Source organism: Flagellimonas yonaguniensis, assembly GCF_029193885.1.
GTDB lineage: Bacteria > Bacteroidota > Bacteroidia > Flavobacteriales > Flavobacteriaceae > Flagellimonas > Flagellimonas yonaguniensis.
Window position 1 is genome coordinate 770,377 of sequence record NZ_JARFVB010000001.1, and the last position, 26,555, is coordinate 796,931.

The 26,555-nt window shown below is 42.6% G+C and carries 24 protein-coding genes; 9 read left to right on the plus strand and 15 right to left on the minus strand.

Annotation, left to right across the window (positions count from 1 at the left end; all coding sequences use genetic code 11):
- Positions 1–124 precede the first annotated feature (124 nt).
- The 4 genes from PY092_RS03455 to PY092_RS03470 all read left to right on the plus strand — a co-directional run bounded on the left by PY092_RS03455 (position 125) and on the right by PY092_RS03470 (position 5,170).
- On the plus strand, positions 125–1,144 hold the full coding sequence (locus PY092_RS03455; protein ID WP_275614457.1) for a LacI family DNA-binding transcriptional regulator: 1,020 nt from the start codon (positions 125–127) through the stop codon (positions 1,142–1,144).
- Positions 1,145–1,168: 24 nt separating this feature from the next.
- Positions 1,169–3,040, plus strand: coding sequence for an alpha-amylase family glycosyl hydrolase (locus tag PY092_RS03460; RefSeq protein ID WP_275614458.1), 1,872 nt, complete (start codon positions 1,169–1,171; stop codon positions 3,038–3,040).
- Between the two features lie 169 nt (positions 3,041–3,209).
- Positions 3,210–3,905: a glycerophosphodiester phosphodiesterase gene (locus tag PY092_RS03465; RefSeq protein ID WP_275614459.1), complete on the plus strand. Its 696-nt coding sequence runs from the start codon at positions 3,210–3,212 to the stop codon at positions 3,903–3,905.
- Positions 3,905–5,170, plus strand: coding sequence for a BaiN/RdsA family NAD(P)/FAD-dependent oxidoreductase (locus PY092_RS03470; protein ID WP_275614460.1), 1,266 nt, complete (start codon positions 3,905–3,907; stop codon positions 5,168–5,170). Before PY092_RS03465 ends, PY092_RS03470 begins: the two co-directional genes overlap by 1 nt.
- A 3-nt stretch (positions 5,171–5,173) precedes the next feature.
- Here the strand turns inward: PY092_RS03470 and PY092_RS03475 are convergent, their stop codons facing one another.
- Positions 5,174–5,902, minus strand: a complete 729-nt coding sequence (locus PY092_RS03475) for an MIP/aquaporin family protein (protein ID WP_275614461.1) — start codon at positions 5,900–5,902, stop codon at positions 5,174–5,176.
- Positions 5,903–5,938: 36 nt separating this feature from the next.
- Positions 5,939–7,435: a glycerol kinase GlpK gene (gene glpK, locus PY092_RS03480; protein ID WP_275614462.1), complete on the minus strand. Its 1,497-nt coding sequence runs from the start codon at positions 7,433–7,435 to the stop codon at positions 5,939–5,941.
- Positions 7,436–7,480: 45 nt separating this feature from the next.
- On the opposite strand from glpK, the gene PY092_RS03485 reads away from it, so the two are divergent.
- Positions 7,481–8,035 carry a DUF1697 domain-containing protein gene (locus PY092_RS03485; RefSeq protein ID WP_275614463.1) on the plus strand — a complete coding sequence of 185 codons (555 nt, stop codon included), beginning with the start codon at positions 7,481–7,483 and terminating at the stop codon, positions 8,033–8,035.
- Here the strand turns inward: PY092_RS03485 and PY092_RS03490 are convergent.
- Entirely contained in the window at positions 8,032–8,508 is a 477-nt protein-coding gene (locus PY092_RS03490; protein ID WP_275614464.1) for a TspO/MBR family protein, read from the minus strand. The two genes, PY092_RS03485 and PY092_RS03490, sit on opposite strands and share 4 nt — an antisense overlap.
- 93 nt (positions 8,509–8,601) lie before the next feature.
- Here PY092_RS03490 and PY092_RS03495 point away from each other — a divergent pair, with 93 nt between their 5' ends.
- The 4 genes from PY092_RS03495 (at position 8,602) to PY092_RS03510 (ending at position 12,584) form a co-directional block, all read left to right on the plus strand.
- Positions 8,602–9,687 carry a diphosphomevalonate decarboxylase gene (locus tag PY092_RS03495; RefSeq protein WP_275614465.1) on the plus strand — a complete coding sequence of 362 codons (1,086 nt, stop codon included), beginning with the start codon at positions 8,602–8,604 and terminating at the stop codon, positions 9,685–9,687.
- 139 nt (positions 9,688–9,826) lie between these two features.
- Positions 9,827–10,765 (plus strand): mevalonate kinase family protein, encoded by a 939-nt coding sequence (locus tag PY092_RS03500; RefSeq protein WP_275614466.1) that lies wholly within the window; start codon positions 9,827–9,829, stop codon positions 10,763–10,765.
- A gap of 10 nt (positions 10,766–10,775) precedes the next feature.
- Positions 10,776–11,681 carry a geranylgeranylglycerol-phosphate geranylgeranyltransferase gene (locus PY092_RS03505; protein WP_275614467.1) on the plus strand — a complete coding sequence of 302 codons (906 nt, stop codon included), beginning with the start codon at positions 10,776–10,778 and terminating at the stop codon, positions 11,679–11,681.
- Between the two features lie 60 nt (positions 11,682–11,741).
- A complete protein-coding gene (locus tag PY092_RS03510; RefSeq protein WP_275614468.1) occupies positions 11,742–12,584 on the plus strand; it encodes a pseudouridine synthase in 843 nt (280 codons plus the stop codon).
- A 12-nt stretch (positions 12,585–12,596) separates the two neighbouring features.
- On the opposite strand, the gene PY092_RS03515 is transcribed toward PY092_RS03510, so the two are convergent.
- From PY092_RS03515 to PY092_RS03570, 12 genes are all read right to left on the minus strand, one after another.
- On the minus strand, positions 12,597–12,881 hold the full coding sequence (locus PY092_RS03515; protein ID WP_275614469.1) for a hypothetical protein: 285 nt from the start codon (positions 12,879–12,881) through the stop codon (positions 12,597–12,599).
- 106 nt (positions 12,882–12,987) lie between these two features.
- Positions 12,988–15,177: a DUF5916 domain-containing protein gene (locus tag PY092_RS03520; protein WP_275614470.1), complete on the minus strand. Its 2,190-nt coding sequence runs from the start codon at positions 15,175–15,177 to the stop codon at positions 12,988–12,990.
- A 404-nt stretch (positions 15,178–15,581) separates the two neighbouring features.
- The gene (locus PY092_RS03525) at positions 15,582–17,177 is read right to left on the minus strand and encodes a M1 family metallopeptidase (RefSeq protein WP_275614471.1); all 1,596 of its coding nucleotides are present in this window, start codon (positions 17,175–17,177) and stop codon (positions 15,582–15,584) included.
- A gap of 51 nt (positions 17,178–17,228) precedes the next feature.
- A complete protein-coding gene (gene argH, locus PY092_RS03530) occupies positions 17,229–18,512 on the minus strand; it encodes an argininosuccinate lyase (protein ID WP_275614472.1) in 1,284 nt (427 codons plus the stop codon).
- A gap of 73 nt (positions 18,513–18,585) precedes the next feature.
- Positions 18,586–19,656, minus strand: a complete 1,071-nt coding sequence (locus PY092_RS03535) for a M20 family metallo-hydrolase (RefSeq protein WP_275614473.1) — start codon at positions 19,654–19,656, stop codon at positions 18,586–18,588.
- Positions 19,653–20,432 carry an acetylglutamate kinase gene (gene argB / locus PY092_RS03540; RefSeq protein ID WP_275614474.1) on the minus strand — a complete coding sequence of 260 codons (780 nt, stop codon included), beginning with the start codon at positions 20,430–20,432 and terminating at the stop codon, positions 19,653–19,655. Before argB ends, PY092_RS03535 begins: the two co-directional genes overlap by 4 nt.
- Positions 20,433–20,511: 79 nt before the next feature.
- Entirely contained in the window at positions 20,512–21,450 is a 939-nt protein-coding gene (locus tag PY092_RS03545; RefSeq protein ID WP_275614475.1) for a Rossmann-fold NAD(P)-binding domain-containing protein, read from the minus strand.
- Positions 21,447–22,574 (minus strand): aspartate aminotransferase family protein, encoded by a 1,128-nt coding sequence (locus tag PY092_RS03550; protein ID WP_275614476.1) that lies wholly within the window; start codon positions 22,572–22,574, stop codon positions 21,447–21,449. The genes PY092_RS03545 and PY092_RS03550 overlap by 4 nt, the downstream gene beginning before the upstream one ends.
- A 2-nt stretch (positions 22,575–22,576) precedes the next feature.
- Complete coding sequence (proC, locus tag PY092_RS03555) at positions 22,577–23,371, minus strand: pyrroline-5-carboxylate reductase (RefSeq protein ID WP_275614477.1); 795 nt, start codon at positions 23,369–23,371, stop codon at positions 22,577–22,579.
- 109 nt (positions 23,372–23,480) lie between these two features.
- Positions 23,481–24,455 carry an N-acetyl-gamma-glutamyl-phosphate reductase gene (argC, locus tag PY092_RS03560; RefSeq protein ID WP_275614478.1) on the minus strand — a complete coding sequence of 325 codons (975 nt, stop codon included), beginning with the start codon at positions 24,453–24,455 and terminating at the stop codon, positions 23,481–23,483.
- The gene (gene argG, locus PY092_RS03565; RefSeq protein WP_275614479.1) at positions 24,452–25,639 is read right to left on the minus strand and encodes an argininosuccinate synthase; all 1,188 of its coding nucleotides are present in this window, start codon (positions 25,637–25,639) and stop codon (positions 24,452–24,454) included. Before argG ends, argC begins: the two co-directional genes overlap by 4 nt.
- Positions 25,640–25,760: 121 nt before the next feature.
- Positions 25,761–26,375: a GNAT family N-acetyltransferase gene (locus PY092_RS03570; RefSeq protein ID WP_275614480.1), complete on the minus strand. Its 615-nt coding sequence runs from the start codon at positions 26,373–26,375 to the stop codon at positions 25,761–25,763.
- Positions 26,376–26,555: the final 180 nt, after the last annotated feature.

The following is a 26,555-nucleotide window of genomic DNA, read 5'->3' on the forward strand; positions in this document are numbered from 1 at the left end:
ATTAAGATTTTTCTTATCAGGGCAGTTACGCCTACTTTTGTTAAATAAATAAATATGTACTATAGCTTGTACCATAATTGAGTAATTTTCAACGCCAAATCAGTTAGCCAAAAATATTTGATCATTGAAAGCCAAGATTACCTTAAAAGACATAGCCCGTGAACTCGAGGTGTCCATTTCCACCGTTTCCAAAGCACTCAAAAATAGTGAGGAGATAAGTAGGGATACCAAAGAGAAGGTACAGGCCTTTGCAAAACTCTACAACTACAAGCCGAACAATATTGCGATAAGCCTAAAGAACAAGCGAACCAAAAACATTGGGGTTGTTATTCCCGATATCGTCCACCATTTTTTTACGACCGTAATTCGTGGCATTGAAAAATACGCCAATGCACGTGGTTATAATGTTATAGTTTGTCTTTCCGAAGAATCTTTTGACAAGGAAGTCATCAATATGGAGATGTTGGCCAATGGGAGTATTGATGGATTTATCATGTCCCTTTCCTCGGAAACACAACAAAAGGGAGACTACAATCATTTAAAGGAAGTAACAGAACAGGGTATTCCCGTAGTACTTTTTGATAGGATTACCCAAGAGGTGGAGTGCGATAAAGTGATCATCGACGATGAACTTGGGGCCTATCGAGCCACTAAGAAGTTCATCGACCAAGGCAAAAAACGAATAGCACTCATCACTACCGATGATTATTTAAGCGTAAGCAAGGCACGAACCAAAGGTTACAGAAAAGCACTGGAGGAGAGCTCTCTTGGTATCGATGAATCCAAGATATTGAAAATGCCTTCCATGGAAATGGACGAGGAGGTCATAAAAACCTTCCTGGATTCCAAGAATCCAGATGCGGTTTTGTGCGTAAACGAAATCTTTGCAGTGTGCGGCATGCGTTGGGTGCAGAAAAAAGGGTTGAGAATCCCAGAGGATATAGCTTTTATTGGTTTTACGGATGGTGTTTTGTCCAAATATGCCAATCCAAGCCTTACCGTTGTGGCACAACATGGGGAGAAAATGGGGGAGGAGTCGGCAAAAATGCTGATAGATAAGGTAGAAAGCGAAGCTGAGGAAGAAACCTATCAAACAAAAATATTGGAACCCACTTTAGTGATCAGGGATTCCATAGCACATTGATCTAATTGGCAAACCGATTTTCAAATGAGAACAATTCATGGCCTTGTTTTATTCCTAACCATTGTCGTACTAACTTCGTGTAAAGATAAACCCGACCAAAAGCCTACCCCTCGACCTATGAAAAAGAAAGAAGTAGTCTATCAGGTATTTACCCGCCTTTTTGGAAACACCAATACCACCAACAAGCCATGGGGCACCATTGAGGAAAACGGAGTGGGCAAGTTTGCTGATTTTTCAAATAAAGCCTTGACCGAGATCAAAGATTTGGGCGTTACCCATATTTGGTATACGGGAGTGCCACATCACGCAGTTATTCGCGATTATACGGACCAAGGGATTTCCAACGATGACCCAGATGTGGTAAAAGGAAGAGCAGGCTCGCCATATGCAGTTAAGGATTACTATAACGTCAATCCCGATTTGGCCACCGCCCCATCCAAACGACTGGAAGAGTTCAAGCAATTGATTAAAAGAACCCACGATGCAGGTCTAAAAATAATCATCGACATTGTTCCCAACCATGTCGCAAGAAATTATGAAGGAAAGACAAATCCCGAAGGAGTCGAGGATTTTGGAGCTTCAGATGATACATCCAAGGAATATGATGTCAACAATAATTTTTACTACATCCCGGGCGAAGCCTTCAAAGTCCCGGAATGGCAAGATGGATATTTGCCTTTGGGAGGGGATGAAAATAGGTTGGTGGATTCAAAATTCAAAGAGATTCCCGCTAAATGGACAGGCAACGGCTCCCGATTGGCCCAACCCCATTTTAACGATTGGTACGAAACGGTAAAGATCAATTACGGGATTCGTCCCGATGGCACCAAGGACTTTGAGGAATTGCCCGAAGCATACCGCCAAAAAGATCATAAAGCCCATTACGAATTTTGGAAAGATAAAACCCTGCCCGATTCATGGCACAAGTTTAAGGATATTACCCAATATTGGTTGGATTTTGGCGTGGATGGATTCCGTTTTGATATGGCCGAAATGGTGCCCGTGGAATTTTGGAGCTATCTCAACTCCAATATCAAAATGAAAAATCCCGATGCTTTCCTTTTGGCCGAGGTATACAATCCAAGTTTGTACCGGGACTACATCCATCAAGGCAAAATGGATTATTTGTATGATAAGGTAGAGCTGTACGATAGCATAAAGCACATCATGAAGGGATACGGTTGGACGGATCATATTCCCGTAGTGCAAAAAGGGATGGCCGATATAGAGCACCATATGTTGCATTTTTTGGAAAACCACGACGAGCAACGTATTGCCAGTCCCGATTTTGTGGGGAACGCCCAATTGGGCAAACCCGCCATGGTGGTATCCGCTACCCTCAGTACGTCACCTACTATGATCTATTTTGGACAAGAGGTTGGCGAATCAGGGGCTGAGGATGCAGGTTTTGGTAAACCGACACGGACGTCAATTTTTGATTATATCGGGGTGCCACATCATCAGCGATGGGTCAATAACAAAAAGTTTGATGGTGGACAATTGTCCGAAGAAGAGAAAAGCTTAAGGGATTTCTATAAGCGCCTCTTGAATTTCACTATAAATAGTGAAGCGTTAATGGGCGAGTATCAGGAAATCCACTTTCACAATAAGGATAACACAGATGGCTATGATCACCGAGTACTTTCCTATGTTCGCTGGAGTGAAAATGAAAAACTGATCATCATCTCTAATTTTGATGAACATAAAAGTTATTACTTCGATTTTAAAATACCCGGAGATGTGATTGCCAAATGGGAGTTGACTGATGGTGATTATCCCTTGACCGAAGTACTCTACGGAGAAATAAAAAAGAAACTCCTCGTAAGCGATGGACAGGGACACATCCAAGTGGAATTAGAGCCTTTGCAATCCTATATATATAAGGTAAAGGAATAGGTGCAGGTTTGTTTAAAAGGGAATTGGATTCTTTTTGATAAAGATTTCTTCATGGGATGTTGAATATTTTATTCAATTGCAAATTGTATTTTAACCATCAAATCAAATCCAAATGAAGAAAAGCGTACTTGTAGCTCTTGCCGCAGCTCTACTTTTAACTAGTTGTAATATGGAAAAATCAAAACCATTGGTTGTTGGACATAGGGGGGCAATGGGACACGAAACCGAGAACACTTTGGCATCAATTGAAAAAGCCATGGAACTCGGTGTGGATATGATCGAGATCGATGTGTTCAAAATAAAGAGTGGGGAAATTGTTGTTTTTCACGATGGTAAAGTGGATAGGCTTACCGATTCCCAAGGGGATATAGAAGGATATGATTTGGACAGTTTAAAACAACTTACCTTACAAGGTAATCACAAAATACCCGAACTGGCAGAAGTACTTGACTTGATGGACAACAAAGTCCAACTCAATATAGAGTTGAAAGGAGCCGGAACCGCGGAAAAAGTCAATCAAATAATGGACGAATACACCAAAGACCATGGGTGGTCTCTGGACAACTTTGTCATTTCCAGTTTTAAATGGGATGAACTTAAGGACATGAGAGGAGCCAACAAGGATATAAAGATTGCCGTGTTGACCTCTGATGACCCACTTGGGGCCATAGAAGTTGCTAAAGAGCTGGACGCAGTTGCTATAAACCCAAACTACAAAACACTTACCAAGGAGAACACGGCAAAAATCCAGTCAGAAGGATTAAAAGTATATACATGGACGGTTAATGAGCCCGAAGACATCCAAAAAATGATGGAGTTCGGGGTCGATGGCATTATTACCAATTATCCGGAACGTGTGAAGTAATGTTCGATGTTATAATCGTAGGGGGCGGTGCAGCGGGATTTTATGCGGCAATTCAAATTGCAGAGCTAGCACCCGATATGAAGGTTGCCATTTTTGAACGTGGCAAAACCGTACTTTCCAAAGTAAAGGTTTCAGGTGGGGGGCGTTGCAACGTGACCCATGGTGAATTTATGCCGAAAGAATTGGCAACGAATTATCCCCGGGGCGAAAAGGAACTTCTTGGCCCATTCCATAAATACGCCCCAATGGATGTCATGACCTTTTTTGAAGAAAGGGGAGTGCCACTGAAAATTGAGGAAGATGGACGCGTATTTCCAAAAAGCGATTCTTCACAAAGCATTATAGACTGTTTAGTGAGCGAAGCACACCGACTTGGGATTCAAGTGCTGAAAAATAGTTCCGTAAAGGCAATCAATACATTGGATGATGGCTGGCAGGTAACCACTATGAACAAACACTATCAGGCCAAAAAATTATTGCTTACTACCGGCAGTAATCCCAAAATCTGGCAACAACTGGAAAATCTGGGTCATAAAATAGTATCGCCCGTACCTTCCTTGTTCACATTCAATATCAACGACAAAAGAATTCAGGGCATCCAAGGGATAAGTACGTATGCAACCGTTGAGGTTTTGCCAAAAAAAACTTTCAACACGAATAAAAAAGATCTGAACCTTAGAAGTAAATTAAAAGATGAGTCTTTGCTTTATTCGGATGGTCCACTTTTGATAACGCATTGGGGATTAAGCGGTCCTGCTGTTTTAAAGCTATCTGCTTGGGGGGCGAATATTTTACATGATTTTAATTATTCGTTTAGAATCAAGGTGAATTGGTTGCCTGATTACAGCACGGAATCCATGGAGGCTTACCTCAAGGAATTGAAAGAAGTAGAAGCCAAAAAAACTGTTGTGCGCACGAATGTGACCGAACTCCCAAAACGTTTATGGATGCGCTTGGTTGAAGCGGCTAATATAACGGCAGATGAACGCTGGGCCGACATTAATAAAGAGCAGTTACAAGCATTGGCCGAACAATTGACGGCTTCATCATTTAAAGTGGAAGGCAAGAGTACATTCAAAGAAGAATTCGTTACCGCTGGAGGGGTTGATTTAAAAGAAATCAATTTTAAGACTTTCGAAAGCAAACTGCATCCCAATCTCTACTTTGCAGGAGAAATCATCAATGTGGATGCCATCACAGGCGGATTTAATTTTCAAAATGCATGGACAGGAGCATATATTGCCGCCCAAGCCATTGTTTCCTAAAAATTATTGCAAGGCCAAAGCAACCCATGCGGCTATTGAGGCACCCAATATAGGCCCTACAACAGGAATCCAAGCATAGCTCCAACCGTTGGAACCCTTATTCTTTAAGGGCAAAAGTGCGTGCACGATTCGTGGCCCCAAATCTCTAGCAGGGTTAATAGCATAACCCGTAGTACCACCCAAAGATAATCCAATGCCCCACACGATTAATGAAACTGGAAGTGCCCCCAAGGAACCAAGTCCAATAATTGCATCGTCGGTGGAAAGTACCGCATCCGTAAAGTATAGTACCGAAAACACCAAAACAAACGTGCCCAAGATTTCAGAGAATAGATTTATGAACGTGTTCGGGATGGCAGGTGCCGTACAAAAAACCCCTCTTTTGGTGCCTCCGTCTTCAGTTGCATTAAAATGATCCTTGTTCACAAGCCAAATGCAAAATGCAGCGAACATGGCGCCGATAAACTGGGCCAAAACATAACTGGGTACCTGGCTCCATGGAAATTCGCCCGCTACGGCCAATCCAATGCTAACAGCAGGATTGATATGTGCACCGCTGTATGGGCCAGCGACTACAACGCCGGTATACACGGCAAAAGCCCAGCCCGTAGTGATCACGATCCAGCCAGAGCCGTTACCATAGGTTTTTTGTAGGGAAACATTGGCATTTACACCAATTCCTAGTACCATCAACAAAAAAGTACCTACAATTTCAGATACAAAAGGAGTCATATAAAGGGAGTGTTAGTGTTTATGATATTTTGAAAATCAGGGGTTCTCTGTCCAGAATTCCAACGCTTTTATGGCCTTGTACCAACTTTTAATGCCTTCTTCAATGGCTTCTCGTTCTACGGTTGGATTAAAATGCACATCGGTTTGCCAAATATCTTGGATTTCTTCCGGGCTTTCCCAGTAGCCAACGGCCAATCCAGCTAAATATGCGGCTCCCATCACGGTGGTTTCCACAATCTTTGGTCGTACCGTAACAGTATTCAATACATCAGCTTGGAACTGCATTAGCATATCGTTCACGGTCGCACCTCCATCAACTCGAAGCTCTTTTATGGAGATGCCAGAATCTGCTTCCATTGCTTTAAGGATATCCATGGTCTGATAGGCAATTGATTCCAAAGCAGCACGGGCAATATGTGCATCAGTACTACCTCGCGTGAGTCCAAAGATTGTTCCTTGTGCTTTTTGATTCCAATGGGGAGCCCCCAAACCTGCAAAAGCGGGAACAAAAACAACGCCTTCGGTACTATCCACCGAACTTGCAAGTTTTTCCACTTCAGCAGAGGTTTTTATGATATTAAGGCTATCCCGCAGCCATTGCACCACAGCACCTGCGATAAAAATACTTCCTTCGAGCGCATAGTGGGTCTTTCCGTTGATTTTCCAAGCGACTGTGGTCAGTAGGTTGTTGTCGGACACTATTGGTTTTTCCCCAATGTTCATTAGCATAAAACAACCTGTGCCATAGGTGTTTTTAACCATGCCTTTTTTGGTGCACATCTGCCCAAACAAAGCCGCTTGTTGATCTCCCGCGATACCAGCGATCGGTATTGGGGTAGCGAATAAATTAGGGGAGGTATGGCCATAGACTTCACTGGATTGTTTTACTTCGGGGAGCATGCTTTTTGGAATGGTCAACAATTCCAGAAGCTCATCGTCCCAATCCATGGTGTTGATGTTGAACAGCATGGAGCGGCAGGCATTGGTCACATCCGTTATGTGAAGTCCTCCATCCGTCATTTTCCATATAAGCCATGAATCGATGGTGCCCATTACCAAATTACCTGCTTCAGCTTTCTCTCTTGCGCCCTCTACATTGTCCAAAATCCATTTTACCTTGGTTCCGGAGAAATAAGAATCGATGACCAATCCTGTTTTTTTGCGAATCATATCGGACTTGCCTTCTTTCTTCAACTCATCGCAATAATCGGCTGTACGTTTATCTTGCCAAACAATGGCATTGTAAATGGGTTCACTGGTATTCCTGTCCCACACCACAACCGTTTCTCGCTGGTTGGTAATGCCAATAGCTGCCATTTGTGCTGCTTTCAAACCTTTTTTACTTACGGCTTCTGCGGCCATTCCTGCTTGGGTCGACCATATTTCGTCCGGGTCGTGTTCCACCCAGCCTGGTTTGGGAAATATTTGTGTGAATTCTTTTTGGGCGACGGAGATAATGGCTCCCTTTTTATCAAAGACCACGGCACGGGAACTGGTAGTGCCTTGGTCCAAGGCAAGGATATATTGATTCATTTTGTTAATTTAAGTGCGTTTGAATTTACTAAAATTAATTTGGGTGTGGAATCCATCAGTATGGGGAATACATATATTGCATTGCTTCGGGGAATTAATGTAAGTGGTCAAAAGAAGATTAAAATGGCTGAGTTGAGGCATGTTTTGGAGGATAGTGGCCTAAAAAACGTAAAAACTTATATCCAAAGTGGAAATATTGTTTTTGATAGTGAACAGGCTGATAAAAAAATACTTCAGGAAAAAATTACAGCTACCATTCGCCAGGATTTTGGATTTGATGTGCCGACCTTGGTAATCAATGGAGGTGGTGTGAAATCAATTTTGGAGGCCAATCCTTTTTCTGATGAGGCGGAGGAAAACAAATTGTACTATGTTTTGCTGAAAAGCCATCCAAAGGAGGAACTGGTCAAGCAGTTCAATACGCTTCAATTTGAGCATGAAGGGTTTCATATTTCAAATGCCTGCGTGTACCTATTCTGCAAAAATGGTTATGGCAAAGCAAAACTCAACAACAATCTCATTGAAAAAAAGCTGGGAGTGGAAGCCACCACTCGAAATCAAAAAACAATGTTGAAATTGTTGGAAATGACTTTGGGTTAGAGGTTGAGTTCCCAGATTTTATAATTGAGTGCAGCGGCAAATCCAACCCACAGCACATAGGGAACAAGCAGTAATGCGGCAGGTTTACTGATGACCCTGAACCATTTTATGGTAAGGATGATCATGGTCAACAAAGCTAAAATAACCACCATGCCGGCAAAGGGATTTTTCAGTCCGAAAAAAACAATGCTCCACAAGGCATTGAGCAACAACTGGAACACAAAATGGTACAATGCCGTTTTGACCCAAATATGATGATAGCCTTTGGACCAAACAATTCCAGCCGCAATGCCCATCAAAATGTACAATGCCGTCCAAACGGGGGCAAAAAGATAATTCGGAGGGGTAAACGATGGTTTACTCAATGTAACATACCAATCGTTGACGGAGCTTTGGGTCGCAATGCTGGACAAAAATCCAATAACAAGGCATACCAAAACACTTATGGCTATGTAAACGATTCTTTTTTTCATGGTTGGTGCAACTTCGACTAAAATAAGAATTTATTTCAATCCGATTTCCAGTAAGTTTGCCGCTGCTTATATTTGTTCAAACTTCCACGCTCAATGACGGAAAATGATTTTTTGCCCGGGGCTTATCAAAAAATGCCCGAAAACGGCAAGGTAACTTGGAAAGCACCCAGCAATATCGCTCTTGTGAAATATTGGGGAAAACGACCCGTACAGATTCCTGCCAACCCATCCATAAGTTTTACGTTGGACAGTTGTGCGACCACCACTTCCGTTGCTTTTGAGAAAAAGGATGCCATCGATGGCTTTTCCTTTGATTTACTGTTCGAAGGGCAGCCCAAAGAGGACTTTAAACCCAAAATCCGAACTTTTTTGGAGCGGATTGAGAAATATGTGCCTTTTTTGAAGGAGTACCATTTCACGATTGAAACGTCCAATTCTTTTCCGCACAGCAGCGGTATTGCGTCATCGGCAAGTGGAATGGCAGCCCTGTCGATGTGCTTGATGGATATTGAAAAACAACTGAATCCCATCATTGATGAATCCTTGTTCCATGCTAAAGCATCCTATTTGGCTCGATTGGGGTCGGGAAGTGCATGTCGAAGTATCAAGGGGAACTTGGTTCAATGGGGGGCGCACGAGAATATTCCCAACAGTTCCGATTTGTATGGTATTGAATATCCGTTTGAGATAAATCCCGTCTTTAAAAGTTATTGCGATACGATTTTGTTGGTGCACAAAGGGCAAAAACAGGTCAGTAGTACGGTGGGGCACCAATTGATGCACGGACACCCTTATGCCGAAAACCGATTTCAACAGGCATTTGACAATCTGGACAAACTAAAAACCATTTTGGCCGAGGGCAATCTGGAGGAATTCATCAAACTGGTGGAAAGTGAGGCACTGACCTTGCATGCCATGATGATGACCAGTATGCCCTATTTTATACTGATGAAACCCGATACATTGGAAATCATCAATAAAATTTGGGAATACCGCGAAGCAACCAAAACACCTGTGTGCTTTACCCTCGATGCTGGGGCCAATGTGCATTTGTTGTACCCGTCATCCGTCAAGGAAAACGTATTGGATTTTATAAAGGATGAATTGGCCGAACATTGCGAGAACGGTCAATATATTCATGATCAGGTAGGGTCGGGGACAATTAAAATAAACGGTTAAAAATGAACAGCTAAGCTGTTTTTTTACGTTCTTTGCCAAGATTTTAGACCATGGGAACAGGTTTTTAAAGATAAAATTGGTTTGTTTATCGAATTTTATCAAAAATTAAACAAAATTTGTTTGTATCTTAGTAGTATATATGAAAGGTCCATTATTTTATTCCAAGATTTTATTGTTCGGTGAGTACGGCATTATCAAAGACTCCAAAGGACTTTCAATACCCTATAATTTTTTCAAAGGGGCACTCAAAAGGGACAAGAACGATTCCGAAATGGCCCAAGCATCGAACAAAAGCCTGAAGGCTTTTGCTGAATATTTGAAAAATCTTGAACTCGAAGAGCCTAGCTTGGTTTCTTTTGATATCGAAGCTTTGGAAAAAGATGTTGCGAACGGAATGTATTTTGACAGTTCCATTCCGCAAGGCTATGGTATTGGGAGTAGTGGCGCATTGGTAGCTGCCATTTACGACCGCTACGCAATGGATAAAATCACGGTTCTGGAAAACCTGACCCGGGAAAAATTACTTCGGTTGAAGGAGATTTTTGGGAAAATGGAGTCTTTCTTCCACGGTAGATCCTCAGGATTGGATCCATTGAACAGCTACTTGAGCTTACCGATTCTAATCAATTCCAAAGACAATATCGAATCCACCAGTATTCCTTCACAAAACATGAAGGGAAAAGGTGCTGTTTTCTTGTTGGACAGTGGTATGACGGGAGAAACCGCACCAATGGTGCAACTGTTCATGGAAAACATGAAGCAGGAAGGTTTTCGTAATATGGTAAAGAATCAGTTTGTGAAGCATACAGATGCCTGCGTAGAGGATTTTTTGAATGGCAATGTAAAATCGTTGTTCGGCAACTTGAAGCAACTTTCGCATGTGGTCTTCGACCACTTCAAACCAATGATTCCGTCCAAATTCCACCAATTGTGGCAAAAAGGAATCGAGACCAACGATTACTACCTTAAACTCTGTGGTTCTGGTGGTGGTGGATATATTTTGGGCTTTACCCAAGATTTGGAAAAGGCCAAAAAAGCACTCAAAGGCCATAATTTGGAGGTAGTGTACAACTTCTAAAAGCAAATACATGCTTAGTAGAAAAAACAAACTCTTGCTGTTTAAGCTGTTGAGTCTGTTTTCTGTGGTCAGAGGTTACAATATTCTTGTGATTACCTTGGCGCAGTACTTGGCCTCGATTTATATATTGGCACCCCACATTCCCTTGCAGCATGTAATATTGGATTTGAACCTTTTTCTTATTGTTACCGCTTCGGCACTCACGATAGCGAGCGGGTACATCATCAATAATTTTTACGATGCCGAAAAGGATCTGATCAACAAGCCCACAAAAAGCATGTTGGACCGTTTGGTAAGTCAGCGTTTTAAATTGACGACCTATTTTATCCTCAATTTTTTGACTGTTTTCGCTGCGAGTTATATTTCGTTCAAGGCAGTACTGTTTTTCTCTGCCTATATTTTTGGTATTTGGATTTACTCACACAAACTCAAGCGCATACCTTTTGTGGGCAACTTGGTATCGGCTACTTTGGCCATTGCCCCATTTTTTGTGGTGTTTGTGTATTATCAGAATTTCCAGACCGTGATTTTTGTGCACGCCCTTTTCCTGTTCTTGTTGATTTTGGCCCGCGAAATGATAAAGGATTTGGAGAATATGGCAGGCGATATGGCGCAGAATTATAAGACCATACCCATTATTTACGGTCCCAATGTGTCAAAATCCATAATCACTTTTTTGATTGGACTGACCTTGGTTCCCGCACTGTTGCTCATCAAATCGTTCGATGTAGGGTATATGTACCTTTATTTTATGGCTTGTATTGTCTTGTTGATTTTGTTCCTCGTGCTATTATGGAAGGCTAAGGGGAAAAAACACTATGTATGGCTGCACAACATCATCAAATTCATTATTGTGGCGGGGGTTTTCAGCATTCTTTTGATTGATGTGGATGTGGTACTGAATCGAATTTTGTAATTCTTTGTTCTTTAGGTTTTTTGGAACTTAAAAAGAGTACATTTGCAAAAAATTCGACTGATGGCGAAATCAGACAATAGCAAGGGCAAAAGGCCTTCCAAAAACCTCAAGGGCGGGGATAGAAAGAAACCGTTCGATAAAAAATTTTCCTCAAAACCTAAGCAGAGCGCGCCACGGAAAAAATCCAATCCGGATGAGATTCGATTGAACCGCTATATTGCCAATGCGGGCATTTGTTCCCGAAGGGAAGCGGATACCTATATCGCTGCAGGGAATGTTACGGTAAACGGAAAAACCGTGACCGAAATGGGCTACAAGGTAAAACGTTCCGATGATGTCCGTTTTGATGGGAAACGGCTCAACTTGGAAAAGAAGGAGTACATTTTGCTCAACAAACCCAAGAACTTCATTACCACTACGAGTGATGAAAAGGGACGCCGCACCGTGATGGAACTGATTTCAAGCGCTTCGAACAACCGTTTGTTGCCCGTTGGCCGTTTGGATAGGAATACGACTGGATTGCTGCTTTTTACCAACGATGGTGACTTGACCAAAAAGCTGACGCATCCCAAGCACAATGTGCGCAAGATTTACCACGTGCATTTGGACAATAACCTAAGTTTGGGCGACCTCCATAAAATCGAAGCAGGTCTGGAACTTGAGGATGGGCCCATTTCCGTGGACAGCATTAGCTATATCCAAGGAGCTCCAAAACGTGAGATTGGGGTGGAGATCCATAGTGGGCGTAACCGTATAGTGCGACGTATTTTTGAACATTTGGGCTATAATGTGACCAAATTGGACCGTGTGATTTTCGCTGGATTGACCAAAAAGGATTTGCCACGCGGCCACTGGAGACACTTGACTGAGCAAGAGGTCATCAATTTGAAGATGATAAAGTAAGGCAGTACTTTTCTATTTCATATCCAGATGAATCCCATCCAGAAGAACATCAAGTAAGCCTTCCCAATCCATAATCGCCCACAAAATGGGAAAAATAAAAAGCAAGTAAGCAATTGCACAGTTCAACCGATTCTTCTTTATGAAGATGATAACCAAGTATACAAGGATATAGTATAGAAACAGAATGCCAAAGGCAACACTGAACATGGGCATGAACCCACCCATAAAAAGTGTTGCAATACTGCCTATGCAAAGTAGTACCAGTACAACTTTGGTTACATTTTTCAGTTTATCCATCGATGATGTCAAGAAATTAGGTTCGACAAGTAACTAAGTTCTATAATTTATTTCGAAGGATGGGTCTGGAATTGATGAATGCCCTTTTTGGATTGATGGATTTCAATTACCTGTTAAACCAATACGTAAACTTGATCGTCAACGACCACAGATTTCCTTCAAGCGGGGATAATTGCTCATTGTTGTTAAATACAAGGAACAGGTCAGAAGCAGGGGCATAGCGCCATTGCAATCGGGAGTTGATGCCAAAATTGTTGCTCTGTTCGTTGTATTGGAACAGCGTATTCCAAAACAGCTTGTTGGTAAAGGTAATGTCAGCCTCAGTGCCCACCAGCCAAAAATCCGTGGTGTACCATGGTTCGGGCAAATCCAGGTTATTGTAACTCAGCCTGGCGCCCAAACTCACGTAGGGTTGAAAACGATAGCCCAATTCCGCATTGATATTGGAACGGTATCCCCCCGAAAAATAGCGCCCCAATCGGGAAGTCAAGTTGTAGGTAAACAAATTTTTGGGCCGTGAATTGTATGAAATATAAACCCCGTTCCAATGGTGGCGTGTACCTGCCGCTAGTTCCTCTTGGCCCGTGTTCGTAGGGTCAAACGGAGCCAATAGCTGCACATATTCGTTAAAAACATCGAGACTCAAAGAGCTACGGTCCAGAAAATTCAAGGCATACCCAACAATGGATACGTAGTCCGTGGAGTTCATGCTCGGGTCGAAGTAGTAAAAGCCCTTGTATTGGGGTCCATGGCTCACTATTTTTTCACTTGCAGGCAGGAACAGATACCCTACCGAACCTTCCAGTTTAATGTAATTGTTCCGTGGCACAAAACCCACTTCGGAGGTAAAGTTTTCAGATATATATTCTTGTTGAACGCGCCAGCTCCACTTTCGACTGCTATAAGCTAAATGGGCACCTTGAGCCATTCCGTTATAGGAGGAATCAGGACCGAAGGATTTCAACATGAACATCTTCCCGTTGTATTTGTTGTCCGTCGAGGCCAAATTGTATTCCAATCCAAGGTTTCTATTGAATTTGGTGTATTCCGATTTCAAATCATCGGTCAACGCATTGTAATCCAACGACTCCTTGTTCACGAACATTAAACCTATATTGGAGCGTGAAAACACTTTTTGCTGCAACGAAAGCACTGCAAAGTTTTGACTGGGCAGGCCTGTTTCGTCTATTTTATCGGTTTGCATGTCCATCAAACCCAAACGGAGATTTCTATTCAAGTTTCCGCTTACACGGGCACCAGCGATGATAGGCACACCCAATCCAATTCTACGTGAAAAGAACGGACGGATTTCATCGTACCCAAAATTGGCAAAGAGGTCGGCATTTTCAAGGAAAAACTGTCGTCTTTCCGGGAAAAAGAGTTCAAACCGGGTCAAATTGGCTACTTGGCGGTCAGCTTCCGCTTGCGAGAAATCGGGGTTGATGGTCAGGTCCAAATTCAAGGAAGAAGTAAGCCCCAACTTTACATCTCCACCTACCTTAAACTCATTATCGTAGGTAATATCCTCGATGCTCGAATTGCCCACTGTTCCCAGTACATAGGGAATAATGGAATAATTGAGTCCTTGTTTTGGCGGTGGGTTGTCCCAGACCATAGTGCCGGTGTAGGCCAAAGAGGCTGTTGGGAATTGCCTTGGTATAGGCGTCCAACTCGATTTTTCATTGGTGCTCAAATCCAGTCTGGAAAAATTCACGCCCCATTCGGTAACATCTTTTTCATAACGGATGGATTTAAACGGGATGGCCATTTCCACCACCCATTTATCCTCATGATTCCGTACTTCGGATACCCATTTGCTATCCCAATTGAGGTCAATACTGCCTCCGTTGGACATGGTACCGTCCCATTGGGCACCATAGGCGTTTGCCCCAAAACTAAACCCTGTGGTCTGGTTATTGAACGGGTCCATGAACAACAGGAAATTGTCGTTGCCTCCAAAGGAGAAATCCCTTCGGAGCGATTCCACCACATAGGTGTTTCCGGGTGTTTTGAAAAAGGTGGCCAAGAGATAGAGTTGCCGTTCGTCGTAGGCCATTTTCACTTCCGAGGGTTGTGTGGCCTTTCGGTCGTCCATGGGCAACACCATAAAAAAGTCCTTGGCAGGTTCTGCTTTTTGCCAAGTGGCCTCGTTCCCCTTACCATCTATGGTAAGAGTTTCATTGGTTTTATACAGGTGTATCTTGTAATCGGCATTTGCCTTTTGGGCATGGGAAAATGCACAAAAGAGCATAGCAATGGCTATGGAAACGGGGGTTGAAAAGTGTCGGTTGATCATTGTTCGTTTAGTATGGTAAATGTAATAATTTACCTTGAATTTTAACAATGAATCAAAATGAGTGTGGTTAAAACATCAAATATTTGGATTTTGTGAAAATTATTGCTTTTTGAATGGGGTGTTGGCAGAGGCTTTGGTGTTGTACTTATAGGTAGTGTTCAACTGTCAATCTATGGTTGTTAATTGTCATCAGTTGATTTTGTTTTTATTCATGAATTTTTCAACCATCACTTTTTGATTGATTATTAATTGTAATCCAAACATTATAATCAGTTTGCTGCCGATTTTATAGATGTGATCTGTAATAATCAATGATATCGATTGATGACTGAAACAAGTTCAGCTATTTTTTCTGGTCAAATCCCATTGGGAATTGACTAATGCTTTTTATGGATTGACGGATTTTACATCTCCCCCATATCCTCAAACAAAGTCCATTCGTTTGGGTCGAGCACAATGGAATCAGGTTGGTCTATGCTTTCAATTTGGATGTTCTGGTTCCGTTGGTCCACTTCAATGGTTTTGATGGTCAGTTTGCCATCTTTTACCACTCCTATTTCCAAAGGAAATTGGAAAACATGGTGGTCTTGTACTTGCTGTATGTTGAGGTTGATGTTTCCATTGCTGTGATTCCAGCCCCATTTGATTTGTGGATGGCCCTTCACAAACAGCCATTGCTCAAAAAAGGATTCCAAATCCTCGCCCGATGTCTCTTCCATCACATGTCGAAAATCGTCCGTAAGCACATTGCTGTTCTGGTAAGTGGCGTAATAGTTTTGGATGCCCTCCCAAAATATACCATCGCCCAATCGATGACGGAGCATGTTCAACACCCAACCTCCTTTTTGATAGGTATTGGTGCTCAATACTTTCATTGGGTCCTTAATGCTGAGGTCGACAATGGGTGCAGGATTTTTTCTGTAATAATCAAAGATTTCTTTTTTGTCGATGGCCAGTTCCTCTTTTCGGCGCTCATCGCCATATTCACTTTCGAGGTAAAGGATACTAAAGTAAGTGGCAAATCCTTCACTCAACCACACATGGTTCCAACTTTTCTCTGTAGCGGAATTCCCAAACCATTGATGGGCGATTTCGTGTGCAATCAAGGGTTCCACCGTTTTGTTGCCCGTTACCGAATTTTCAAAATATGCGATGGTCCCCGCATTTTCCAATCCGCCCCATTGGGTCTTGGCCTGCATATTGGCCAATTTGGCATAGGAATAAGGTCCGATATGTCCGATGAAATATTCAAGCACATTTCCAGCCACGGTATAATCGCCAAAGCCCTCCAATCGATTTTGAGGATACACCCATGCGGAAACCTCAATATCATCAACCATGCCCACCAATCTAGAGGCGAACTGGGTAACGCCAATGGTCATTACCTTCGTGGCCACAGGAGCAGGTTCGTTGTAAATAGTGATTTTATAACCGTTTTCCAGATTACTTTCCTCCACTTTTTTGCCTGTTGCCACCACATCGTAGTGGTCGGGGGCGGTAATTTGAAATTCCACGCTCGCCTTGTCGTACGGATGGTCCACGGATGGCAACCAATGTCTCGCCAAGTTGGGCCAGTTGTCGCCAAAAAAGGAGCGCTTGCCAAATTTTGTGGTAGCGATGACCAAGCCCCTTTCGGGAACCCCTTGGAATTTGATGGTATAGGTCTGGATGGAATCCGCCGATGCCTTCGGAACAATATTTATTTTGTTGTTGGCATAGGTGTAATCCGCCTTGGAACCATTTTCCAAAACACTGGTCACTTCCATTCCAAACTTACCCGATTTTTCAATGAGGTCCAATGCAAAAGGCACCGCATTTTCCTTAAATTGGACGGTAACCTGTGTTTCCCCTTTGATCTCGTTGGATGCATCATTCAAGTGAAGTGCAAAAACATAATTTTGAATATCGATCGATTCATTTTTTTCGTAGATATCCTGAGCTATGGAAAAATGGAGTAGACCAAGAAAAAGAAATACGCTGAGTGTGATTTTGGTTGACATAAATTCGAGTTGAAAGCTGATGGGTTAAATTTTCAGCCTAATTTATCCAATTTATGCCAAAACTTTTTCCATTTTTTCTTTTATCTGCTCCAAACACAGATTGCCCAAGCTACCTTCGTGGGTATGGTCAATGTCCCGTTTCGGTTTAAAATTGCCATTTTCTATGGCCTTGCCCATGGTTTTATAGGCATCACGGAAGGGCATTCCACTTTTTACGAGTTCGTTCAAGGTGTCCACACTAAAGAGGTAATCATATTTGGGGTCGTCCAAAATGGATTTGTTCACTTTGATCTCCTTTAGGCTGAAGGTCATCATTTCCAAACAGGCGTGCATGTCTTGCAATGCTGGAACAATTACTTCCTTTACCAGTTGAAGGTCCCTGTGATAGCCACTGGGTAAATTGTTCATGATCATGATCAATTGATTGGGTACTGCTTGAATCTTATTGCACTTGGCCCTGATCAATTCGAACACATCAGGATTTTTCTTATGCGGCATAATGCTGCTTCCCGTGGTCAATTCATTGGGGAATGAGATAAAATCAAAATTCTGACTCATGTACAAGCAAATGTCCATTGCCATTTTGGATAGGGTAGCGGCCACGCTCGAAATTCCGAAAGCAGTGGCTTTTTCCACTTTTCCACGCCCCATTTGAGCGGCCACTACATTGTATTTTTGTGTGGCAAACTCCATTTCAGTAGTGGTAAAACTTCTATCAATGGGGAAGGAGCTTCCATAACCTGCTGCACTTCCCAAGGGGTTTTGGTCAGTAACTTTATGAGCGGCCTGTACAAAGTATAGATCGTCCACCAAACTCTCGGCATAAGCTGAAAACCATAGCCCAAATGAGGACGGCATGGCTATTTGCAAATGCGTATACCCAGGCAGCAACACATTTTTGTACTTGTCTGCGAGTTTCATCAATAGATCAAACAGGGTTTTTACCTGACCCTTGATTTCGGTCAACTCATCTTTAAGGTACAATTGCATGGCTACCAAAACCTGATCGTTTCTGGAACGGGCTGAATGGATTTTTTTACCCGTATCCCCTAATTTTTCGGTCAGCAGAAACTCAATTTTGGAGTGCATGTCCTCAAAATCATCCTCAATGGTAAACGTTCCCTTTTCAATGTCCTTGGCGATGACATCCAAAGCCTTTACAAGGTCTTTGGCCTCATCTTCGGAAATCAATCCCACTTTGCCCAGCATTTTGGCGTGTGCCTTAGAGGCGATAACGTCATATTTTGCCAATACCAAATCCAATTCTCGGTCGTTGCCTACGGTAAAATGGTCTATTTTTTTATCGGTACTGAATCCTTTGTCCCAGAGTTTCATAGTTTTTCTTTTGTCATTCCCATGAAGATGGGAATCATGTTAATTCATTCTCGACTGCGCTCGAACTGACAGGTTATTGTAAAAATCCCGTTAGGGTTTTAATGTAAATGTCTATGCCTTCCTCTATTTCGTTCACAAAAATAAATTCGTTGGCCGAGTGAGATCGTGTACTGTCACCAGGCCCCAATTTTACCGATTGGCAAGTCAGAGCAGCTTGATCGGACAAGGTTGGCGAACCATAGGTTTTTCTTCCAAGGGCCAATCCGCTTTTAACCAGATCATGATCAGGGTCAATGCAGGATGAATTCAAACGCAAGGAGCGAGGCGTCATTTTGCAAGGTGCTTCTTTTTGAAGGATATCGGCAATTTCCTGATTGCTGTAACAATCGTTCACTCGCACGTCGATTACCAAATCCACATGGCCGGGCACTACGTTGTGCTGGTTTCCTGCACTGATTTGAGTCGTGGTCAGTTTTACTTCACCAAGCGCATCTGAAACTTTATCAAAAGAGTAATCCTTGAGCCATTGTAAAACCTCAATGGTGTTGTAAATGGCATTGTTGTCGTTGGGATGTGCCGCGTGCGAGGGAGTTCCATCGACCACAGCGTCAAAGACCACCAACCCTTTTTCCGCAATGGCCAAGTCCATCAAGGTGGGTTCGCCCACAATGGCCACATCAATTTTTGGTAGAATGGGAAGTAAGGCCCTGATGCTTTTCTCTCCTGCATCTTCTTCTTCTCCCGTGGCAGCCATAATAATGTTGTGGTTCAGGTCTTCTTTTTCATAAAAATGAACGAAGGTGGCCAGTAGGGATACCAAACAGCCGCCTGCATCATTGCTGCCTAATCCGTACAGCTTTCCATCCTCTACATGGGCGTCAAAAGGGTCTTTGGTGTAGGCACTGTTTGGTTTCACGGTATCATGATGGGAATTGAGCAATAGGCTTGGTTTGCTTTCATCAAAATGCTTGTTGAATGCGTATATGTTGTTGTGCTGTCTTTGGGTCTCTATCCCAAAACCCTGCAGAAATGCCTCTATGGCATTACCTGTTTTGTCCTCTTCACCAGAAAAGGAGGGTGTGCCAATAAGTTTTTTCAGCAGTTCAATGGCTTTTTCAGTCAGTATGTCTTGGTTTACTTTCATAAGGTCAATGTCGTATATTCTGAATTGTCTGCCTCGAGCATTTCGGTGTTCCCTACGCAAACTTTGGATACTTTGTTGCGGAGGGCATAAAAACAATTGTGCATTTTTGGAAGCATACCGTCTGCAATGATGCCATAGGCCAAAAGTTCATCATAGCCATTCGAATCGATATGTTGAATCACTGAGTTTTCATCCTCAACATTTTGAAGCACGCCTTTTTTCTCGAAGCAATAATATAGTGTGGTCTCGAACTGTTCGGACATGGCAATGGCCAATTCAGCCGCAATGGTATCGGCGTTGGTATTCAACATTTGTCCTTTTCCATCGTGGGTAAGGGCACAAAAAATAGGTGTGAATCCAGCCTGTAATAGTTTGAAAACCCCGTAGGTGTTTACCATATCCACATCGCCCACAAAGCCAAAGTCAACATTTTTTTTAGGTCTTTTGTGTGCTCGAATGGCATCCGCATCTGCACCGCTCATTCCAATGGCATCGGTTCCCAAAGCCTGTAATTTTGCCACTATTTTTTTACTGTACAATCCTCCGTAGACCATTATTGCAATATCCAGGGTTTCGGCATTGGTAATTCGTCTACCATTGACCATTTTGGATTCCACGCCCATTTGATTGGCCAATTCTGTGGCTTTTTTGCCTCCCCCATGGACCAAAATTTTGTTGCCGTCCATTTTAGAGAACAGTTCCAATACTCGTTTGCACCCTTCAACATCCTCAATGAGGTTGCCGCCTATTTTGACTACGGATAATTTTTGTTTCATCTGTTTCTGTGTTATTTATATATGTGTCAGATGTCGTTCACATTTTAAGGTTGGGTTGGTAGGACAATTATAATTCATTTCACATATTTTCCAGTAATTTTTTCAATACAATTTGAGCTGAAAACACCCTGTTTTTGGCCTGTTCCACTACCAAGGATTGTTCACTGTCCAACACCACATCCTCTACGATCATGTTTCTTCGAACAGGGAGGCAGTGCATGAATTTGGCTTTGCCTAGTTTCTTTTTTGTAATGGTCCAACTTTTGTCTTTGTTCAAGACCTTGCCATAGTCGGAATAGCTGCTCCAGTTTTTCACGTATACGAAATCAGCATCTTCCAATGCTTTATCTTGGTCGTATTCTATCTGACATCCTTCGGTCAATTCTGGATTGAGTTCATATCCTTCGGGATGTGTGACCACAAAATCGGCATCCTGCAATTTCATCATCTGTATAAATGAATTGGCCACAGCATGCGGCAAAGCTTTGGGATGTGGAGCCCAGGACAAAACCACTTTTGGTTTTTTCTTGGTTTCGTTTTCCTTTAAGGTAATGGCATCTGCCAATGCTTGAAGGGGGTGTCCCACTGAACTTTCCATGTTCACCACTGGAATTGTGGCATACTTGGCAAATCCGTTGAGGACTTCTTCCGCTTCGTCTTTTTCTTTATCCACCAAATCGGCAAAAGCTCGTATGGCAATAATGTCAGCGTACTGGGAGACCACTTGTGCGGCCTCTTTGATATGCTCCGAAGTGCCTTGGTCCATTACGGTTCCATTACCATATTCCAGCGCCCAGCCTTCGTTTCCAAAGTTCATGATCATAACTTCCATACCAAGGTTCATGGCAGCCTTTTGTGTACTTAAACGGGTTCTGAGGCTATTGTTGAAAAACAATAGGCATATGGTTTTCCGCTTGCCCAAATCTTCAAACTGGTAAGGGTCTTTTTTTAGGATTATTGCTTCATCTACCCAATCGGGTAGGGATTCTATGTCGTTTACAGATAGATAATGCTTCATGATAATGCTTTTTTCAGCGCTTCAAAAAATAGGTCGATGTCTTCTTTTGTGATGTTCAAGGCAGGTAAAAACCGCAATAACTTCTTGTTTTTGGCACTTCCTGTGAACATATGTTGTTCCACAATCATTTTTTTACGTAGGTCGGCGACCTCAAAATCAAATTCCAGTCCGATCATCAATCCTTTGCCTTTTACTTTTTTGATTTCAGGAATTTCAGCTGCTTTCTCCTTAAAATAAGCTCCAAGCGTTGCGACATTCGCGATTAAGTTTTCCTCTTCCAATACTTCCAGTACCGCCAAGCTTGCAGCACAGGCCAAATGGTTTCCACCAAAAGTGGTTCCCAAAAGCCCGTATGATGGTTTAAATGACTCGTGAATCAATATGCCGCCCACTGGGAAACCGTTGCCCATGCCTTTGGCAATGGAAATAATGTCGGGTTCGATACCGTGATGCTGGAAAGCAAAGAATTTACCGCTTCGGCCATAGCCAGATTGCACTTCATCGGCAATGAGCACAACATTGTTCTCCTTGCATTTTTTGGCTATGAATTGAAAGAACTCGGTGGTAGGTTCATCCAAACCGCCCACTCCCTGAATGGCTTCCAAGATAACGGCACAATACTCGTCACTTTCAATGGTTTCTTGAAAAGCCTCCATGTCGTTCAATGCCAAAAAAGTGACCTCTTGTTGTTTATTGATGGGTGCATTAATGCTCGGATTGTCCGTTGCAGCTACAGCAGCAGAGGTTCTTCCGTGAAAACTATTGGTAAAAGCAATGACTTTTGATTTTCCAGTGTGAAAAGAGGCCATTTTTAACGCATTTTCGTTGGCCTCAGCTCCTGAATTGCACATAAAAAGGTCATAATCTTCACAGCTGGAAAGCTTGCCCAGTTTTTGAGCCAATTCCTGTTGGAGGGGGTTTTGAACCGAGTTGCTGTAAAATGCCATTTGGTCCAGTTGCTCCTTGATTCGTTTTACATAATGTGGATGCGTGTGTCCGATGGATATTACGGCATGGCCACCATAAAAATCCAAATATTTTTTCCCTTTGTCGTCCCAGACTTCAATGCCTTTGGCTTTTATCGGGGTAACGTCATATAGCGGGTATACGTCGAATAATTTCATTTTTATCCTTTTCTTATTTCGCTAATTTTCTCAAATGAGGAAACTATTCCCCTGATCAGTGATGAACTCAATCCTTGGTGTTCCATCTCGTTCAAACCTTCAATGGTGCATCCTTTCGGTGTGGTCACTCGGTCAATTTCTTCTTCGGGATGGCTGCCGGATTCAATCAAAAGACTAGCAGCTCCGTTGCAGGTATGCATGGCCAGTTCTTGTGCTTCTTTGGCATCAAACCCCAATTGAATGGCCCCTTGGGTCGTAGCACGAATTAGTCGCATCCAAAAAGCAATTCCACTGGCACATATTACGGTGGCGGCCTGCATTTGGTCTTCTGGAATTTCCATGGTATGGCCCATGCGGTTAAAAATGGCTTTCGCCAAATCCACACGTTTTTTACCAAGTTCATTACTGCAAATACAGGTCATGGATTTCCCTACAGAAATTGCCGTGTTTGGCATACTTCGGATGATATATTTGTCCGACCCGATGATTTCCTCGATTCTGGGTATTTTGAAACCCGTAATGGTACTGATGACCACATGTTTCTCGGTCAATAGGTCTTTGGTCTCCTGTAATATGGATGCAAAATGACCTGGCTGTACTGCAAAAATCAGGATATCCGAATTTTTGACCGCTTCCTGATTGTCGGAAGTAACGGTTACATTTCCATATTTCTCAAACTCCTGAATGGATTTGATGTTCCGTTTGGTAAGGTACATGGTGGTGGCTCCATTGCTATGCAAAATGCCCTTTGCAATGGCCAATCCTAAATTCCCTGCTCCTATAATGGCTATTTTCATGGTTTTTTAGTTTTGTCATCTCGAGCGCAGTCGAGAGATGTTTTAAGGTTTTTGCATGTGCTCTCGCATCTCGACTGCGCTCGATGTGACAGCTCTACCTGATATTATATTAAAATACTCCTGCTTTTAATAACAGACCTTCGGTTTCAGGGAAGCCGAACATCAAATTCATGTTCTGTACTGCTTGTCCCGATGCCCCTTTCAATAAATTGTCGATGGCCGAAGTTACCAAAAGAAGGTCGTCGTGCTTATGCAAATGAATATGGCATTGGTTAGTGTTCACTACTTGTTTTAGGTGCAATGCTTCTTCCGATATATGGGTAAAAGCAGCATCTTTATAAAAATCTTGGTACAACTGTTTTGCTTCCTCCAAAGTCCCATTAAATTTGGTGTAGGCAGTAGCCAAGATTCCTCTTGTGAAGTTGCCACGATTCGGTAAGAACATCAATTTTCCCACAGACTTCCCGTAGGAATTCAAGCTTTCGCCTATTTCCCCCAAATGTTGGTGCGTAAAAGGCTTGTACCACGATACATTGTTGTTCCTCCAGCTAAAATGTGAGGTAGCGGATAGGCCGACACCGGCTCCGGTACTACCCGTAACAGCATTGATATGGACATCATTACCCAGTAAACCTGCTTTTGCCAAAGGCAGCAATGCTAATTGGATGGCTGTAGCAAAACAACCAGGATTCGCAATGGCCTCTGCAGATTGAATAGCAGACTTGTTCAATTCAGGAAGTCCATATATAAATCTTTGACCGTTAAAAATAGCATCTGCTTGTAATCTGAAATCGTTGCTGAGATCAATGATTTTTGTTGATGCCGAAAATTTGTTCTCGTTCAAAAATGAGGTGGAATTACCGTGTCCCAGACAAAGAAAAACCACATCAACCTCTGGATTTACCTCTCCAGAAAACTTCAATTTCGTTTGTCCCAACAAATCTTGATGGGCAGAAGTAATGGGTTTGCCCGCTCTTGTGGTGCTGAACACAAAGTCAATCTCGGTTTTAGGATGATTGAGCAAAAGCCTGATCAGCTCTCCACCTGTGTACCCTGAACCCCCTATGATTCCTGCCTTGATCATGAATCTTGGTTTACGTGGTTTGCAATTTTCCCTGAGTTGGACAAAATTTTGATGAAACCCTTGGCATCATCAGCGGTCCAACCTTTGTTCATTTCTCCATAGCTTCCAAAGGAAGCATTCATCAAATCATGTTTGGAAGAAATTCCGTTCAACTCGAATCGGTATGGATGCAAAGTGACGAAAACATCGCCCGAAACATGTTTCTGGGTGTCGGTCAAAAAGACCTCGATGTTTCGCATTACTTCATCCAAATAGTTTCCTTCGTGCAAGAGCATACCATAAAAATTGCCCATTTGTTCTTTTTGGTATTGCTGCCATTTGCTCAAAGTGTGTTTTTCCAACAAATGGTGCGCTTTTATAATAATCAGTGGGGCAGCGGCTTCAAAACCTACCCTACCTTTAATTCCAATAATAGTATCGCCCACGTGGATATCCCTGCCAATGGCATATTTGGATGCGATTTCGGATAATTTTTCAATATTGGCCACAGGGGAGTCCTGTTCGCCGTCCAATGCGACCAATTCCCCATTTTTAAAGGTCAATTTCAACTCCTTGGACAGTTCTTTTTCCAACTGGCTCGGGTAGGCGCTTTCGGGTAATGATAGATGGGAGGTCAAGGTCTCGTCGCCCCCGACGGATGTTCCCCACAAACCTCTGTTTACTGAGTATTTTGCTTTTTCCCAAGGGTAATCGATACCGTTTTGTTGTAAATATTCGATTTCTTCTTCCCTAGCCAATTTTTTATCCCTGATTGGCGTGATGATTTTGATTTCCGGGGCCAAGATTTGGAAGATCATGTCAAATCTAACTTGATCATTGCCTGCGCCGGTACTGCCATGGGCAATATATTTGGCGCCTATTTTTTTGGCATGGTTCACTATCTCAATAGCTTGGACGATTCTTTCGGCACTCACGGAAAGGGGATAGGTGTTGTTTCGGAGCACATTTCCATAGATGAGGTACTTGACCACTTTGTCATAAAATGTGGCAACGGCATCGATAGAGGTATAAGTGGTGGCTCCCAAGGTTAGGGCTTTTTCTTCTATTTCCTCGATTTCAGCTTTGCTGAACCCTCCAGTGTTCACACTTACCGCATGCACTTCAAAACCTTCTTCCTGCGATAGATATTTGGCACAGTATGAAGTATCCAATCCGCCACTATAGGCTATTACTAATTTTTCCATCTTTCTTTTAGTTTGTCATTCCTGCGAAAGCAGGAATCCATTTAATGTCTTAGTTTTTAAGTATTCTCAATAGTTTGACTGCTCCTTCGACTACGCTCAGGATGACAGCTCGAACTGATAATTATTTGTCCTTCTTTTTGAGAAAAAGGCTTTCTTTTATGCTTTTTAGCCTTTTGAAGGCTTTTTTGTTGATTTTTTCAGGTGCTTGTTTTTGTGCTTTTGGGTCGTGCAACATTCCTGTACAGAGACACATTTTCCTGTCGGTACGTGTTAGAATGTCAAAATTCTTGCAGGTCTGACAGCCTTTCCAGAACTCGGGGTCATCCGTAAGTTCGGAAAAGGTAACGGGTTTGTAGCCCAGCTCGTAGTTCATTTTCATTACGGCGAGGCCTGTAGTGATGCCAAAAATCTTGGCATCGGGGAATTTTTTTCGTGATAGATCAAAAACCGCTTTTTTGATTTTCTTGGCGAGTCCTTGATTTCTGTAATCGGGATGTACGATCAATCCAGAGTTGGCCACAAAGTCCTTGTTTCCCCAGACCTCGATATAGCAGAACCCAGCAAATTTATCACCGTCCAGAGCAATGATGGCGTTTCCATTCTGAAGGCGTTTTATGATGTATTCGGGCGTACGTCTGGCAATACCTGTACCTCGAACTTTGGCCGATTCGGTAATGGTATCACTAATGATCTTTGCGTATTTGAAATGTGATTCGTTAGCAACAATAATTTCCATTGCAAGCGATTGTTCTGTAATAATTGAAAAAATGTATTTGAAAGTTTTGCGGAAATGGACTCACCTATTTCCAATAGATATGATGCACCCTTACGGGCGACGACGGCGGGGAGTAAATGGACTGATAGGAGCAGCGATGCTCAAAGTGGATAATATGTACAGTTGTCCTTTCATTCTGGA

Bases quoted from the DNA above. Each gene is read 5' to 3' on its own strand.
- PY092_RS03460 (WP_275614458.1), top strand. From the start codon at position 1,169: ATGAGAACAATTCATGGCCTTGTTTTATTCCTAACCATTGTCGTACTA.
- PY092_RS03465 (WP_275614459.1), top strand. From the start codon at position 3,210: ATGGAAAAATCAAAACCATTGGTTGTTGGACATAGGGGGGCAATGGGA.
- PY092_RS03470 (WP_275614460.1), top strand. From the start codon at position 3,905: ATGTTCGATGTTATAATCGTAGGGGGCGGTGCAGCGGGATTTTATGCG.
- PY092_RS03475 (WP_275614461.1), bottom strand. From the start codon at position 5,902: ATGACTCCTTTTGTATCTGAAATTGTAGGTACTTTTTTGTTGATGGTA.
- glpK (WP_275614462.1), bottom strand. From the start codon at position 7,435: ATGAATCAATATATCCTTGCCTTGGACCAAGGCACTACCAGTTCCCGT.
- PY092_RS03490 (WP_275614464.1), bottom strand. From the start codon at position 8,508: ATGAAAAAAAGAATCGTTTACATAGCCATAAGTGTTTTGGTATGCCTT.
- PY092_RS03495 (WP_275614465.1), top strand. From the start codon at position 8,602: ATGACGGAAAATGATTTTTTGCCCGGGGCTTATCAAAAAATGCCCGAA.
- PY092_RS03500 (WP_275614466.1), top strand. From the start codon at position 9,827: ATGAAAGGTCCATTATTTTATTCCAAGATTTTATTGTTCGGTGAGTAC.
- PY092_RS03505 (WP_275614467.1), top strand. From the start codon at position 10,776: ATGCTTAGTAGAAAAAACAAACTCTTGCTGTTTAAGCTGTTGAGTCTG.
- PY092_RS03510 (WP_275614468.1), top strand. From the start codon at position 11,742: ATGGCGAAATCAGACAATAGCAAGGGCAAAAGGCCTTCCAAAAACCTC.
- PY092_RS03515 (WP_275614469.1), bottom strand. From the start codon at position 12,881: ATGGATAAACTGAAAAATGTAACCAAAGTTGTACTGGTACTACTTTGC.
- PY092_RS03520 (WP_275614470.1), bottom strand. From the start codon at position 15,177: ATGATCAACCGACACTTTTCAACCCCCGTTTCCATAGCCATTGCTATG.
- PY092_RS03525 (WP_275614471.1), bottom strand. From the start codon at position 17,177: ATGTCAACCAAAATCACACTCAGCGTATTTCTTTTTCTTGGTCTACTC.
- argH (WP_275614472.1), bottom strand. From the start codon at position 18,512: ATGAAACTCTGGGACAAAGGATTCAGTACCGATAAAAAAATAGACCAT.
- PY092_RS03535 (WP_275614473.1), bottom strand. From the start codon at position 19,656: ATGAAAGTAAACCAAGACATACTGACTGAAAAAGCCATTGAACTGCTG.
- argB (WP_275614474.1), bottom strand. From the start codon at position 20,432: ATGAAACAAAAATTATCCGTAGTCAAAATAGGCGGCAACCTCATTGAG.
- PY092_RS03545 (WP_275614475.1), bottom strand. From the start codon at position 21,450: ATGAAGCATTATCTATCTGTAAACGACATAGAATCCCTACCCGATTGG.
- PY092_RS03550 (WP_275614476.1), bottom strand. From the start codon at position 22,574: ATGAAATTATTCGACGTATACCCGCTATATGACGTTACCCCGATAAAA.
- proC (WP_275614477.1), bottom strand. From the start codon at position 23,371: ATGAAAATAGCCATTATAGGAGCAGGGAATTTAGGATTGGCCATTGCA.
- argC (WP_275614478.1), bottom strand. From the start codon at position 24,455: ATGATCAAGGCAGGAATCATAGGGGGTTCAGGGTACACAGGTGGAGAG.
- argG (WP_275614479.1), bottom strand. From the start codon at position 25,639: ATGGAAAAATTAGTAATAGCCTATAGTGGCGGATTGGATACTTCATAC.
- PY092_RS03570 (WP_275614480.1), bottom strand. From the start codon at position 26,375: ATGGAAATTATTGTTGCTAACGAATCACATTTCAAATACGCAAAGATC.